Here is a 14,198-nt window from a genome sequence, read left to right on the forward strand (position 1 = left end):
CCCTACTCATCCCCGTCTGAGTAACAGGATCTTCCTGTCCGGTGTGTGACGGGGCATGCTGGCTGGATGCGGTTGCTCACCGAGGCTGAGTACAAGGCGACGATGGAGCCCGAGCCGACGCAGATCGGCCCGGACGACGAGCCGCCCTTCGACTTCTGGCCCTACTTCGACGCGATCCCCGAGGAGGACCTGGGCGGGCACGACTTCAGCGAAGGAAGCGTCAACTACGCGTGGCAGATGCCCAACGGCGGTCTGCAGCACGTCCTGGTGAACTGTGAGACCCCGAACGTCTTTCTGGTCCTGGTCCTCGACCTGCACACGCAGACCGTCCTCGGCCACTACCTGCTGGACATCTACGGCGTGTGACGCTACTCGTCCAGCCCTCGCTCGATCGCGTACCGCACGAGGTCGACGCGACTGTGCAACTGCAACTTGCCGAGGGTGTTCTGCACGTGGTTCTGCACCGTGCGGTGCGAGAGCACGAGTCGTTCGGCGATCTCCTTGTACGTGACGCCCTTGGCCACGAGCCGCAGCACCTCGGTCTCACGCTCGGTCAGCCGCGGTGCGTCCGGGTCCTCGGCCCGCGTCACGCTGGCCAGCCGCCGGAACTCGCCGAGCACCAGCCCCGCCAGCCCGGGCGTGAACACGGCGTCACCCTCAGCGGTCCGGCGCACCGCCGCGAGGAACTCGTCCCGTGCCGCGGACTTCACCAGGTACCCGGTGGCGCCGGCTTTGACGGCGTCGAGCACGTCCTGCTGCTCGCCGCTCGCCGACAGCATCAGGATCCGCACCTCGGGACACGAGGCGAGCAGCCCCTGGATGACCTCCACCCCGGACAGGTCGGGCAGCTGCAGGTCGAGCACCACGACGTCGGGCCGCACCGACCCAGCGATCCGGATCGCCTGCGCCCCTTCCCCGACCGCGGCGACGACCTCGTACCCCGCCTCGGCCAGATCCCGGGCGACACCCTCGCGCCACATCGGATGGTCATCCACCACCATGACCCGAAGCCGTCCCGCAGCGTCCACACGAGCACCCTATCGGCCCGCCACCGAACCAACCGCCCGCTCCCTGCCACCCAGGACCGCCACCACCATTCGGGTTCATGGAGACCCCGGCAACCGTGCGGACACCGCCGAGGTTGATGGATGCTGCCCGGCGCCGCCGTGAGGTAAGAGGCGGCACCAGCGAGGCGGCGATGGACGAGATGGCATTCAGCGAGACGGCGGAGCAAGAGGCGGCGTCGGTGCGGCGCAGAGCCGGCGGAGCACTGCAGCGTCGGCTTTGTCGTGACTACAGCTGGCGCAGCATCAGGTCTTGCGTTACCGGGTCGCCTTCGGAGCGTCCTATGGGGCAGACGCTGACAATGCTCCGCGGAGGGTCGCGGATACGGCTGCGGATGGACTGGACGGCGCCCAGACGGCCGGCCTGCTCGGCGGTGTGAGTTCGGCGCTGCGTCTGTTGTTGCGGTGCGGACGCTGGGCTGGCTGTGGGCTTGGGGGTCGCCAGGGAAACCGCACATCAGCGTGCGGCTCAGAGGCGGGAGCGTCCTGGCAAGCGCGGGGTTGGCGTCAGCGGGGGACTTGGAGCTCGATCTCGGTGCCGGTGGTGGGGCTGCTGGTGACGATGGTGGTGCCGCCCAGGTCGCGGATGCGGCCGCGGATGGACTGGGCGACGCCCAGGCGGCCGGCCTGCTCGGCCTCGGCGAGGCGGCCGTCGGGGATGCCTGGGCCGTTGTCGCGGATGGTGATGGTCACGGTGTCGTCGAGCTCCTCGACCAGCAGCCAGGCCTTGGCGGCCGGGCCGGCGTGGAGATGGACGTTGTCGACGGCCGCCGCGACGGCCGCGGCCACCTCGGCGGCGACCGGGGCGGGGAGGAGGACCTCGGTGGCGGGGGTGGCGACGCTGACGCCCGTCGCGTTGTGACGGTCGAGCAGGGTGCGCAGGTCGACCAGGTCGTGCCCGGTGTCGTCCCAGCCGGGCAGGCCCCGGGAGCCGGCGGCGCGGGACGCGGCGGTCCGTGACGCCCGCCAGCGCCAGGTCAGGAACCCAGCGGCGCCGCGGGTGGCGCTCGCCCCCGACCTGCCGGAACCGCCGACTGCCCGCGCACCGCCCGAAGCGGCGGGAACCGCGGCGGCGCCGGAGCTTGCGGCGGCCGCAGAGGGCGGCCGGGCGTCGGTGCCATGGGGGGCCTGGAGGGCCGGGGCGCCAGCGCCGCGGGTGGCACTCGCCCCTGACGTGCCAGAACCGTCGGCTGCCTGCGCGCCGCCCGACGCGCTGGCGTCGGAACCAGCAGCGGCCGCAGAAGGCGGGTCGGTGTCGGCGCGGGAGGCGGCGGACTGTGACGTCCGCCGGCGCCAGGCCAGGAAGCCAGGGGCGCCGCGGGTGGCGCTCGCCCCCGACCTGCCGGAACCGTCGGCTGCCCGCGCGCCGCCCGAAGCCGTGGACACCGCGGCGGTCGCAGCGGGAGGGGAGGCCCGGAGAGGTGGAGGACCGGCGGCGGAGACCGAGGCGGCGCGGGACAGGCGGAACGGGCGGCGGCCGGAGGCCGGTGTGGAGCGGCCGGTGGAGTGCTGGAGGGGGCCGCTGGACGTGACCAGGGCGCGGAGCGTGGCCTCCTGCTCGCCGGCGAGGCGGCCCAGCTCGGCGGCCTCGCCGCCCAGCTCGGCGCCGCGGCGCTGGAGGAGGGCCAGGACCTGCAGGACGGAGTCGTGGATGCCGCGGGCGAGGCGCTCACGCTCGCGGGTCGCGGCCTCGAGCTCGGTCGCGCGCTGCAGGCGGGCCTCGGCGTCGATCGCGAGGCGCGCGATGTGGCCGATGCCGACGCCGGCCAGCAGCATGAGGACGGGGCCGTTGACGGTGGCCTGGGAGAAGCCGTCGCGGACGACGACGTCGGCGACGCTCATCAGCAGGGCGGCGATCGCGCCGCGGCGGCGGCCGCCGGAGATGGCCCAGGCGACGACCGGGCTCGCCACCCACGCCATCGGCAGGGTGGGGGCGCCGACGCCGAGGCCGTCGGGCTGGACGATCCAGCGGGTGGAGAGCAGGCAGCAGGCGGTGACGGCCAGGTCGGCGGTGAGCAGCGGCCAGCCGCGGCGCTCGGGGCGCGCATAGGCGAGGCTGCTCACCACCGTCCAGGCGGCCATGACGGACAGGACCAGCCAGCCGCCGAGGGGCCAGTAGTAGTGCCGGAAGTTGCCGATCATCAGCACGGCCGCATAACCGAGCGCGGCGATGCGGAAGACCAGCAGCGCCCGCCACAACGGTCCCTCGAGGGCCTTCACGGCGGGGTCAGACCCAGCGGACCGGCGGCAGGCCGGCCTCGACGAGCGCGGCGTCGGTCTGGCTGAAGGGCTTCGAGCCCAGGAAACCGGCGGGGTTCATCGGGCTGGGGTGGCCGGCCTCGATGACCTTGTGCTGGGGGTTAGTGACCAGGACGGCCTTCTTGCGGGCATAGCCGCCCCAGAGGACGAACACGACCCGGCGGGGCATCGAGTTGAGCGCGGCGATCGCGGCGTCGGTGAAGTGCTCCCAGCCCTTGTTGGCGTGGGAGGCGGCCTTGCCGGCGCGGACGGTGAGCACCGCGTTGAGCAGCAGGACGCCGTCGCTCGCCCAGCCGGTGAGGTCACCGTTGGTGGGCGGGGTGACGCCGAGGTCGTCGCGGAGCTCCTTGTAGACGTTGCGCAGCGACGGGGGGATCGACACGCCGGGGCGCACCGAGAAGCTGAGCCCGTGAGCCTGGCCCTCCTTGAAGTAGGGGTCCTGGCCGAGGATCAGCACCCGCGCGGCCTCCGGGGAACAGAGCCGGAAGGCGGTGAAGAGGTCGGGCAGCGGGGGATAGACGGGGCCGGCCGCATACTCCGCCTCCACGAACGCTTCGAGCTTGTGCACGATCTCGAGATCCAGGTGCGGCTTCATCAGGTCCCGCCAGCCGGCGGGGAGCAGCTCGAGCAAATCCAACGACATGCACCGCACTCTACGAAAGAGGTACGACATTTTGGAGCTGGGCAAAGTGTTGCCAATTCCGACATATCCCCGCGTTCCCGTGCGGAACCCGGGAGACTGGAAGCGTGGCGCACGTAGGACCGGTCGGACATGGCGGCGAACCGTTGACAGTGCTCTGGGCATGGCGACAAGCCCAGCTGGAGCAGGCCGCCCAGGATCGGGCGGCGTCACCGCGGCCCAGGCGTCACCAAGATCAGCCAAAGGACAGTCTTGCACAGGACGCGCCGGCGGAAGGGCCGAAACCCGGCGATCTGGGCTATCTCGCGCAGCTCCAGCAGCGGCTGCGTGAGAGCGTGCGCGACGTGCGGTCGGTCGTCGCGCGGCTCGCCGAGGTGCCCCAGGAGCAGCGCACGGTCCTGCACAGCGCGATCGCGGCGGACCAGGCCGCGGCCGGGCGCGGCTTCGTGTGGCTGCTGGACCACTTCGACCAGCCCAGCGCCGTGGTGCCGCAGCTCGCGCAGCTGGCACCGGCGCTCGACGCGCTGATTGGGCCGCACAGCCGCCAGCTGGACCTGTTCGAGGCGGCGCTGGTCGAGGCGGTGCAGACCGACGACCCGGACACGCTGCGGGAGGCCTGGCGGTTCGTCGTCGGCTGGTTGCGCCAGGCAAAGGCGATGCAGCAGGAGGACACCCCGTTCTGGACGGCCACCGTCGTCGCCCACGACCAGCGCCGCGACGACGTGGCGGTGCTGCGCCTGGCGACCGACCTGCCGTACCCGGCCCGGGCGGGGCAGCGCGCCGTCATCGAGCACCCGATGGTGCCGGGCGCGTGGCGGCCCTGCTGGATCTCCGCCCCGCCGGCCGACGGCAACCGGCTGGAGCTGCACGTGCAGGCGACTCCCGGCGACGACGCCACCGGCGCGCTCGTGCACGGCACGCGGGTCGGCGACGCGGTCCGCCTGCACCGGGCCGAGGGGGAGTTCGTCATCGAGCAGCACGGCCGGGCGATCCTGATCGTCGCCGAGGACGTGCACGTCGCCCCGGTGAAGGGGCTGCTGGACGAGCTGGCGGCCCGCCAGGACGACCGGGTCATCCACCTGTTCTGGGGGGTTTCGACCCGCGACGACCTGTACGACCTGGAGTCGCTGCGCGAGCACGCCGCGGCCTGCGCCCACGCCACCGTGCACCCGGTGGTGGCGAGGGGGCCGGCGCACCCGTACCTCAGCGGATCCCTGCCGCAGGTGGTGGTGGACTTCGCCGAGTGGACGTCGCACGACGTCTACCTGTGCGGCTCGCCGCTCGCGGTCGGGGTCATGCGCAACATGCTGCTGGAGCGGTCGGTGCCGGCCGGCCGGATCCACGCCGTCACCCTGGACCAGCTCGCCACGACACCATCGTCGCGGTGATCACGGTGTTGCCGGAGTAGGTGCTCGTCGCCCGGTCGAACGTGCCCCCGCAGGTGATCAGCCGCAGCTGGGGGCGGGTGGCCGGGCCGTAGACCAGGCCGGCGGGGAACTCGTGCTTGGAGTACAGCCGCACGCCGTCGACGGCGAACGTGACCGACGAGCCGTCGCGCCGCGCCACGACGATCGCGTCGCCGGGTTTGAGCAGGCCGAGCCGGAAGAACACCGCGGGCCCGCTGCCGGCGGTGTCGACGTGCCCGACGATGACGGAGTTGCCGTTCTCGCCGGGCGTCGGTCCCCGCTCGTACCAGCCGACCTTCGTCGCCTCGCGCAGGGAGGGCGGGATGAGCGTGCCGTCGCGGTCGACGTCGACCCGCTCGACCGGGGCCTCGACGGAGATCGCCCCGATGCGCAGCCTGACCGGGGTGGACGCGGCCACGGCGGCGCCCGCGATCCCGGCCGAGCCCGCACCGGAGGAGGCCGCCACGACGGGTGGTGGCGGGCCCGCGCCGTAGCCGGCGCCGACGAGCGAGACACCCGCGACGGCCAGGGTGATGACGCCCACGGCGGTGCCGCCGCGCCAGGTGCCGTTGGACCTGACGAGCAGGTGCCGGGGCCGGTGCCGGTGCCTCACACCGTGCGGCGTCGCAGGAACAGCGCCCCGGCGGCACCGGCCAGCAGCAGTCCGCCGCCGACCGCCATCAGCGAGCGGTTGGGGCCCCGCGCGGTCGACCCGCCGCCGGTCGGCACCCCGCCGGTGGGCGTCACGATCAGCTTGACCACTGAAGAGCTGCCGTCCCCGCAGTCGATGCTGACGTTGAACGTGCCGGCGGAGATCGACGCGGGGATGTCGACGGAGACGGAGAACGAACCGGGCGTCTTGCTCGCCTCCATCGGGATGCGGGCCGCCAGGCCGAGCACGGTGCCGGAGACGTCGGCGGACTTCACGCCGTCCGGGCAGACCGTGCTGAAGGTGACGCTCCCGCCCGGCTTCACCGTGTCCGGGGTGACCGAGCCGGCGCCTTCGGCCGACGCGACGCCGGGAAGGGCGAGCGCGGCCGTCGTGCCGGCGATCACGCCGCCGGACAGCAGGATTCTTCGCATGCTCCCATTGGCCACCAAGGCGGGGTGACCGCCGAACACCCATGCCGGAGGAACTCGCTGAGAAGTGCGTCCGCGACGGCTGTGGGAAGATTGGTCAAGAGGTTGACGAGTAGGAAATGTCGCACGTGAGCGACCCGCCTCACCGTGGGGCGGGTGCATCTGGAATCCTGCGCGTCGGCGCCATAAGCGCCGGTCGCGGGCAATGGCGGCCGCGGCCAGGAGCCGGACTGCGGGACGAGACGGGAACGACGCGCATGAGTGAGTACAAGATCACATACCCGGACGGCGAGCTCGACCTGCCGGCACGCAAGGCGACGGAAGGGCCCGAGGGTCTCGAGATCTCCAAACTACTCAAGGACACGGGTCAGGTCACGCTCGACACCGGGTTCGTCAACACCGCCTCGTGCGTATCGTCGATCACCTACATCGACGGCGACGAGGGCATCCTGCGCTACCGGGGTTATCCGATCGAGCAGCTCGCCGAGCGCTCGACGTTCCTGGAGAGCTCCTACCTGCTCATTCACGGCGAGCTGCCGACGCCGGCCGAGCTGGAGGAGTTCACCGGCCGCATCCAGCACCACACTCTGCTGCACGAGGAGATGCGCCGCTTCTTCGACGGGTTCCCGCGCGACGCGCACCCGATGGCGGTGCTGTCCTCCGCGGTGAGCGCGCTGTCGACGTTCTACCAGGACAGCCTCAACCCGTTCGACCCGGAGCAGGTCGAGATCTCCACGATCCGCCTGATGGCGAAGGTCCCGACCATCGCGTCGTACGCCTACAAGAAGGCGATCGGCCAGCCGATGCTGTACCCGGACAACTCCCTGGGTTATGTCGAGAACTTCCTGCGGATGACGTTCGGCGTCCCCGCGACGCCGTACGAGATCGACCCGGTCGCGGTCAAGGTCCTCGACATGCTCCTGCTGCTGCACGCCGACCACGAGCAGAACTGCTCGACGTCCACGGTCCGGCTCGTCGGCTCCAGCCAGGCCAACCTCTTCGCCTCCGTCTCCGCCGGCGTCAACGCGCTCTTCGGCCCGCTGCACGGCGGCGCCAACCAGGCTGTCCTGGAGATGCTCCAGCAGATCCACAACGACGGCGGCGACATCGCGAGCTTCGTCAGCCGGGTCAAGGACAAGAAGGACTCCAGCACCCGCCTGATGGGGTTCGGTCACCGTGTGTACAAGAACTACGACCCGCGGGCCGCGCTGGTGAAGAAGGCCGCGCAGGAGATCCTCGGCCGGATGGCGAAGCCCGACCCGCTGCTGGACCTGGCGATGCAGCTCGAGGAGATCGCGCTCTCCGACGAGTACTTCGTCTCCCGCAAGCTGTACCCGAACGTCGACTTCTACACGGGCCTCATCTACAAGGCGATGGGCTTCCCGACCACGATGTTCACCGTCCTCTTCGCGCTCGGCCGGCTCCCCGGCTGGATCGCCCAGTGGCGCGAGATGATCAACGACCCGGAGACCAAGATCGGCCGCCCGCGCCAGGTCTACATCGGTTACGGCGCCCGGGATTACACGCCGATTGCTGGTCGGTAAAGACCCGCAGCGCCGACCGGTTCTTGCTCGTTTGTACCTTGACGGAGATCGACCCCGGCTGTCTCATACATGAGGTCCATCTGGGGTCGTTGTCCGTTTTCGACAGGGGAGACCGGTTTCATGAGCGCGCCAACGTTGTCGCCGCTACTCACCGCGGCAGTGCAGGACCGTACGTCCGGAGCGACCGGCGTGGCCCGGCAGGTCCTCGACGGACTCGCCGAGTTCGTCCACGACCCGGTCACGCTGCGTGCGGTCGTGGCGCCCCTGCCGGGCCTGCTGCCCGGGTACGCGTCGATGTGGCACATCGCCCGCGCCGCGAACGCTGACGACCCCGGACCGGCGCTGCGGGCGATCCGCGAGCAGCTCGACCGCGACGTCGAGGCGAGCGTCGCCACCGCGACGCGCCTGCTGCACCAGCGCGGCGGCTGGGCCCGCACCGCCCCCAGCAGCGCCCTCGTGAAGGCCGTCGCGGCGCAGCTGCCCGCCGGCACCGTCGACGCGCCCGGCACCGAAGGACTGCTGCCGGTGACCGGCATCGCCGGCGCCGACGCGATCAGCCCTACCCGGGTGCTCAACATCAAGGGCACCCTGGCGCTCGCGCAGAGCATCCCCACGATCGTGGTGACCACGTCGCTGAAGCTGGCGCCGGAGCGGGTCTTCGACGGGCTCGGCTCGCCGCTGTTCGAGCGGATCCCGCTGTCCGCCTTCTGGGCCGTCGTGCTGGACGGCGAACTGCTCACGCCGGCCGAGGCCGGCCGCCGCGCCGCGGCACTCCGCTGAGGAATCGGCTGATGCTGTGGGATTGTGTGCGGTTGCGTGCGGCCGGACGCTCTACATAGGACAGTTCCGCGGAAGGTGGGAAGACGGCACGGTTTGGGGCTGTGCAGTGGCTCACGTTGGGAGTACATTGCGTTGCATCCCAAGGACGCCGGGGCCGCCGCTTCCCCCGTGGCGGCGGCCCCGGTCTTGAAGTAGGACGCTGACGCGTTTCGATGCGCACCGACGCGGAGACCACATCGGCATGGTGACCGTCTCCCGCCCCCGCGCCACGGCCCCCGCGCACGCCGCCGGGCCGTCCCCACGCACCGTCTGGCTCATCGGCGGGATGATCCTGCTCGCGATCCTGGTGCTGGCCGCGGTCACGGTCTTCATCTGGCGGATCCAGCATCCCCGGGGCGGCGGCGCGCAGCACACCGTCACCGCGCCCGTCGCCGGCCGTGACCCGGCGACCCTGGACCTGCTCAGCGGGGCCACCGCGGTCACGGTCACCGCCGCGGACCTCGGCGACACGCTGTTCCGGGTGAGCACGCCCGGCGACGGCCGGACGGTCCCGAGCGTCACCAGCGTCGACGGCCGCGTCGGCGTGCAACTGCGGGACTCGGGAAACGGCAAGGCCGACAGGGGCGTCGTCAGCGTCGAGCTCAACCGTGCCGTCCGCTGGACGGTCCGGTTCACGGCCGGTGCCACGAGCAACACCGCGGACCTGCGCGGGCTGCGTGAGATCGGCGGCGTCGAATACGTGGGGGGCGTGTCGAGCATCGAGCTGACCCTGCCCGCCGCGAAGGGCGTCGTGCCCGTGCGGATGAGCGGCGGCGCCTCCACGTTCCGCGTCCACCTGCCGCAGGGCGGGCCCGTGAAGGTCGTCGCCGGCGGCGGCGCCGGCAGCGTCACGCTCGACGGCACCCGGCACGACGGCGTGGCCGGCGGCGCCGCGTTCTCCAGCGGTGACCCGGCCGCCGCCGACAGGTACGAGATCGACAACACCGCCGGCGTCTCCAGCGTCATCGTCGACCGGTACTGACGCCGACGCCGATCAAAGACGGCGATCGAAGTGGGCGGCGCCGCCGGTACCGACGCCGGAAAACGGAACCGGAAAGACCTAGGACGATGGAAGGATCAGGCCGGCGCCCGAGACCGGGGCGTCGACGGGAAGGTCGGGCAGCCCGAACAGCTCCGTCAGCCCGGTGACCTGCAGGAGCCGGTGCACGAACGGTGACGGGCTGCGCACCTCCATCCGGCCGCCGACGTCACGGGCCTTGTTGTTGATCGCGACCAGGGTGCCGATGCCGATCGAGTCCATGAACGGGACGCGCCGCAGGTCGACGGTGAGCACCGCCGGCCGGTGGGCGTCGATCGTGTCGAGGACCACGGACCGCAGCGCGCCTACCGTCGCGGCTTCCAGAGGACCCAACACTTCCACCACAAGTACGTCTCCGGAGCGGTGTGTCCGGACCATCGCGTCGCCCATTCGAGTCGCGTACCCAGTCCCGCCAAACGGAAACTCACGGGTTGGCGGAGATCAGCAGTGGCAGGACACACACGTACGCCGCCAGCAGGACGCAAGCCTCCGGGCGGGTGATCCTGCTGCCCCGCCACAGCAGCAGCCACGCGAGGACCGCGGCGAACACCATCGCGGTGACCGCGGCGAACCCGAACGGCGCGATCGTCGAGCTGCCCGCGGCGAGACCGACGACCGCGCCGCCGATCAGGCTGTTGAAGATGTTGCTGCCCAGCAGGTTGCCGACGAGGAGGTCGCCCTCGCCGCGCCGCTGCGCCTGCACCGACGTCATCAGCTCCGGCAGCGACGTGCCGAACGCGACCAGCGTGAAGCCGATGACCTGGTCGCTGACGCCCCACCGGTGCGCGAGCGTGACCGCGTTGTCGACCAGCAGCTGCGCCCCGCCGAGTGTCGCGGCGAGCCCGGCGACGGTCCGCAGCGCCTCGACCCACCACCGGCGGGGCCCCGGCGACCAGAAGACCCACCAGCGGCGCGCCCGGACCGGCGACACGAACGCGGCCACGTCCTCGGGCAGCGGATCCCCGTCCTGTACCCGGGACAGCCGCACCAGCAGGGCGAGCGCGCCGACGCTGAGGACGGCGAGCAGCAGCCCGGCCACGAACTTCAGCCCGACCAGCGCGAACGCGCCGAACACCGCGACCGCGGCCGCCATCAGCGGCGCCTCCCGCACCGGCACCGACGAGCGCACCATCACCGGCGACACGACCGCGACGACCCCCAGGACCAGGGTCACGTTGAGGATGTTGGAGCCGACGAGGTTGCCCAGCGCCAGGCCCGCGTTGTCGCGGACCGCGGCGGTGCCGGACACCACGAACTCGGGGGCGCTGGTGCCCAGCCCGATCACGACGACACCGACGATGACCGGCGCGACCCGCAGCAGCGTCGCGAGCCGGCTCGCGCCCACCACCGCCTGGTCGGCGCCCACGGTCAGCAGCGCCAGCCCGAGCAGGCCGAGCCCGACGACGAGCAGCGTCGACATCAGTCTCCTAGGTCCGGGTCAACGGACCGACACAGTACCTCCCCCTGTCGATCCCGCGATCCGTAACCGGTTCCGGGGGAATCAGCCCCCGCACGGCTGGCGGAATGCGCTCGTGAGCCTTATCGTTTTTATCGAGACCGGCGTCTTCCCCCGTGGATGCCGGTCTCACCATTTCTCCGGCCGGTCACGACCGGGCGTTGCCGCGCCACCGGACCAGGACCGTGGCCAGGACCGCCGCGACGATCGAGGCCCCGAGCACCGCCGCCGCGGCCGTGTCGGCGCCGCCGCCGGGCACCGACAGGCGGGCGATCAGCAGGCTCACCGTGTAGCCGACCCCGCCGAGCATCGCGACCGGCAGCACGTCAGCCCAGCGGACCGACGGCGGCAGCGCGCCGAGCCCGACCCGCACCGCCAGCCACGCGCCGAGCATGATCCCGATCGGCTTGCCGATGAGCAGCCCGGCCGCGGCCCCCCGCGCGAGCGGGTCACCGATGACGTCACCGGCCGCGGCGAGGGGGATGCCCGCGGCGGCGAGCGCGAAGACCGGGACGATCACGCCGGCCGAGACGGGGTGCAGCCGGTGCAGGAGCCTGTCACAGGGCGACTCGGCGTCCGCGGCGGCCGCCCGGACCGGCGTCAGCAACCCGAGCAGGATGCCCGTCACGGTGGCGTGGACGCCGCCGCCCTGCACGCACACCCACGCGCCGGCCGCGACCGGCACGACGAGCCAGGCGGGGGCGTACCGGAGGCGGTGCAGCAGCCCGTACAGCAGACACAACGCCAAACCGGCGGCCAGCCACCACACCCGGACGTCGTGCGCGAACAACACCCCGACGAGCGTGATGGCGCCCAGGTCGTCGATGACGGCGAGCGACAGCAGCAGCACGCGCACCCCGGACGGAAGGGCCGAGCCAGCGAGCGCCAGGACCCCGAGCGCGAACGCGATGTCCGTCGCGACCGGGATTGCCCACGCCCCGCCGTGCGAGGCGGCGCCGCCGGACACGACGATCGCGACGACCGCCGGCACGAACATCCCGCCGAGCGCCGCCACGACCGGCAGCGCCGCGGCCCGCCAGCCGGCGAGCTCCCCGACGGTCAGCTCGCGCTTGACCTCCAGCCCGGCGACGAAGAAGAAGACGGTCAGCAGCCCGTCGGTGACCCAGCCCGCCAGCGGCAGGTCCAGGTGCAGCGCGTCGAGCAGCGCCGAGGACGGCGGGCGCAGCGACCAGAACCACTCATACGTGCCGCCGGGCAGGTTGGCCCACAGCAGCGCGAGCCCGGTCGCCACGAGCAGCAGCCTGCCGCCGGTCGTCTCCAGGCGCAGGAACTCCAGCAGCATGTCCAGCCGCCGTGCGGTGCGACGTGCCATCGGGGGCCTCCTCCAGCGGGCAGACTCATCCTGTCCGCCGACCAGACTTCCCGGCACACCTGCGGCGAATGGTACCCCCATCGGGCCGACGATCCACTGTGGACCGCAACGCGCCGCCCGGTCGCCTCCGCCGCCGGGGTCCTCATGTCCGTGTCCCGGCCCGCCACGTGCCCGCGGCGTTCGGGCCGTGTTTTGCTCTCAGGTTCCCGCTCCGGCGGTCGATTGGGCCGTCGGAGAAGGGGAGCGTGGCAGTGAGCGACGAGTTGGGTGACATCGTCCAGGAATTCCTCGTGGAGTCGCACGAGAACCTGGACCAGCTCGACCGGGATCTGGTGGCACTGGAGGCGGCGCCGGGGTCGCGCGAGCTCCTGTCGTCCATCTTCCGGACGATCCACACGATCAAGGGCACCTCGGGTTTCCTGGCGTTCAACCGCCTGGAGAAGGTGACGCACGTCGGCGAGTCGCTCCTGTCCCGCCTCAGGGACGGTGCGCAGGGCATGACCCCCTCGACGACCGACGCGCTGCTGCGGATGGTCGACACGGTCCGGGGCCTGCTGTCGGAGATCGAGGAGCACGGCCGCGAGCTCGAGGGCGACGACACGGGCGTGATCGCCGCGGTGAACGCCTGCATCACCGACGGCTCCGCGCCCTCGACGCCCGCCCCGGCTCCTCAGGCGGCCGCTGCTGCCGATGTACCCGGGAGCGCTCCAGCGACCGCGGTGAGCGGAGACGTCGTCGAACCCGTGACGGCCGCCCCGGCCGCCGAGGTGCTCGTGGTGCAGCCGGTCACCGTGGTGTCCATTCCACCGACGCCGCAAGCCTCACAAGCCCCACAGGCCCCAGCCGCCCCTCCCGCCGCCGAGCCGCCCGCTGCCGTCCCGGCCGCCGCGCCGCCGGCCGCCGCGCCACCGCCTCCGCCGGTCGCTCCCGCCGCCGCTGCCCCTGCCGCCGCTGCCCCTGCCGCCGCTGCCCCTGCCGCCGCGGCCCCCACGGCCCCCACGCCCCCCGCCGCCGCGCCGGCGTCCGTCGTGAAGCCGGCAGCCCCCGGTGGACCGGGCGGTGGGGAAGTCGCGGCCGACGAAGCGGTGTCGAAGCGGAGTGTCGCGGATCAGTCGATCCGGGTGGATGTGGATCTGCTGGACAAGTTGATGAATCTGGTGGGGGAGTTGGTGTTGACCCGGAATCAGTTGATCCGGGCGATCGGTTCGGTGGCGGATCCGGCGATGACGCGGACGGGTCAGCGGTTGAATCTCATCACTTCTGAGTTGCAGGAGTCGGTGATGAAGACCCGGATGCAGGCGATTGATCATTTGTGGTCGAAGTTGCCGCGGGTGGTGCGGGATCTGTCTTCGACGTTCGGGAAGCAGATCCGGTTGGCGCAGGAGGGTAAGGAGACCGAGTTGGACCGGTCTCTGCTCGAGGCGGTGAAGGATCCGTTGACGCATCTGGTGCGTAACGCTGTGGATCACGGTATCGAGACGCCTGAGGAGCGGGTCGCGGCTGGGAAGAATCCTGAGGGGACGCTGACGTTGCGGGCGTATCACGAGGGTGGGCATGT

General features: G+C 71.9%; 14 protein-coding genes. 6 read left to right on the forward strand and 8 right to left on the reverse strand.

Annotated features, from left to right (window positions below):
* Positions 1-66 precede the first annotated feature (66 nt).
* Positions 67-366, forward strand: a complete 300-nt coding sequence (locus ABZ321_RS47395; protein WP_354902956.1) for a hypothetical protein — start codon at positions 67-69, stop codon at positions 364-366.
* A gap of 2 nt (positions 367-368) precedes the next feature.
* On the opposite strand, the gene ABZ321_RS47400 is transcribed toward ABZ321_RS47395, so the two are convergent.
* The 3 genes from ABZ321_RS47400 to ung form a co-directional block, all read right to left on the reverse strand.
* The gene (locus ABZ321_RS47400; RefSeq protein ID WP_344512967.1) at positions 369-1,001 is read right to left on the reverse strand and encodes a response regulator transcription factor; all 633 of its coding nucleotides are present in this window, start codon (positions 999-1,001) and stop codon (positions 369-371) included.
* A gap of 570 nt (positions 1,002-1,571) precedes the next feature.
* Positions 1,572-3,284, reverse strand: coding sequence for a DUF5931 domain-containing protein (locus tag ABZ321_RS47405; RefSeq protein WP_354902957.1), 1,713 nt, complete (start codon positions 3,282-3,284; stop codon positions 1,572-1,574).
* A 7-nt stretch (positions 3,285-3,291) separates the two neighbouring features.
* Complete coding sequence (gene ung, locus ABZ321_RS47410; protein ID WP_354902959.1) at positions 3,292-3,966, reverse strand: uracil-DNA glycosylase; 675 nt, start codon at positions 3,964-3,966, stop codon at positions 3,292-3,294.
* A gap of 332 nt (positions 3,967-4,298) precedes the next feature.
* On the opposite strand from ung, the gene ABZ321_RS47415 reads away from it, so the two are divergent.
* On the forward strand, positions 4,299-5,351 hold the full coding sequence (locus ABZ321_RS47415; RefSeq protein ID WP_344512944.1) for a hypothetical protein: 1,053 nt from the start codon (positions 4,299-4,301) through the stop codon (positions 5,349-5,351).
* Here the strand turns inward: ABZ321_RS47415 and ABZ321_RS47420 are convergent.
* A complete protein-coding gene (locus tag ABZ321_RS47420) occupies positions 5,311-5,982 on the reverse strand; it encodes a class F sortase (RefSeq protein ID WP_344512946.1) in 672 nt (223 codons plus the stop codon). The genes ABZ321_RS47415 and ABZ321_RS47420 overlap by 41 nt on opposite strands.
* Positions 5,979-6,452: a hypothetical protein gene (locus ABZ321_RS47425; RefSeq protein ID WP_344512948.1), complete on the reverse strand. Its 474-nt coding sequence runs from the start codon at positions 6,450-6,452 to the stop codon at positions 5,979-5,981. The genes ABZ321_RS47420 and ABZ321_RS47425 overlap by 4 nt, the downstream gene beginning before the upstream one ends.
* A gap of 254 nt (positions 6,453-6,706) precedes the next feature.
* On the opposite strand from ABZ321_RS47425, the gene ABZ321_RS47430 reads away from it, so the two are divergent.
* The 3 genes from ABZ321_RS47430 to ABZ321_RS47440 all read left to right on the forward strand — a co-directional run bounded on the left by ABZ321_RS47430 (position 6,707) and on the right by ABZ321_RS47440 (position 9,794).
* Positions 6,707-7,993: a citrate synthase gene (locus tag ABZ321_RS47430; protein WP_344512950.1), complete on the forward strand. Its 1,287-nt coding sequence runs from the start codon at positions 6,707-6,709 to the stop codon at positions 7,991-7,993.
* Positions 7,994-8,113: 120 nt separating this feature from the next.
* Entirely contained in the window at positions 8,114-8,773 is a 660-nt protein-coding gene (locus tag ABZ321_RS47435; protein WP_344512952.1) for a hypothetical protein, read from the forward strand.
* A gap of 241 nt (positions 8,774-9,014) precedes the next feature.
* Positions 9,015-9,794, forward strand: a complete 780-nt coding sequence (locus tag ABZ321_RS47440) for a hypothetical protein (protein WP_354902962.1) — start codon at positions 9,015-9,017, stop codon at positions 9,792-9,794.
* Between the two features lie 78 nt (positions 9,795-9,872).
* On the opposite strand, the gene ABZ321_RS47445 is transcribed toward ABZ321_RS47440, so the two are convergent.
* From ABZ321_RS47445 to nhaA, 3 genes are all read right to left on the reverse strand, one after another.
* On the reverse strand, positions 9,873-10,241 hold the full coding sequence (locus tag ABZ321_RS47445; protein ID WP_344512956.1) for an STAS domain-containing protein: 369 nt from the start codon (positions 10,239-10,241) through the stop codon (positions 9,873-9,875).
* A 34-nt stretch (positions 10,242-10,275) separates the two neighbouring features.
* Entirely contained in the window at positions 10,276-11,271 is a 996-nt protein-coding gene (locus ABZ321_RS47450; RefSeq protein WP_344512958.1) for a sodium:calcium antiporter, read from the reverse strand.
* Positions 11,272-11,455: 184 nt separating this feature from the next.
* Positions 11,456-12,640, reverse strand: a complete 1,185-nt coding sequence (gene nhaA, locus ABZ321_RS47455; protein ID WP_344512960.1) for a Na+/H+ antiporter NhaA — start codon at positions 12,638-12,640, stop codon at positions 11,456-11,458.
* A 251-nt stretch (positions 12,641-12,891) separates the two neighbouring features.
* On the opposite strand from nhaA, the gene ABZ321_RS47460 reads away from it, so the two are divergent.
* Positions 12,892-14,198 (forward strand): Hpt domain-containing protein (locus tag ABZ321_RS47460; protein ID WP_354902966.1); only part of this gene is annotated, 1,307 nt, incomplete at its 3' end.

It is taken from the genome of Dactylosporangium sp. NPDC006015, assembly GCF_040614215.1.
Classification (GTDB): domain Bacteria; phylum Actinomycetota; class Actinomycetes; order Mycobacteriales; family Micromonosporaceae; genus Dactylosporangium; species Dactylosporangium maewongense.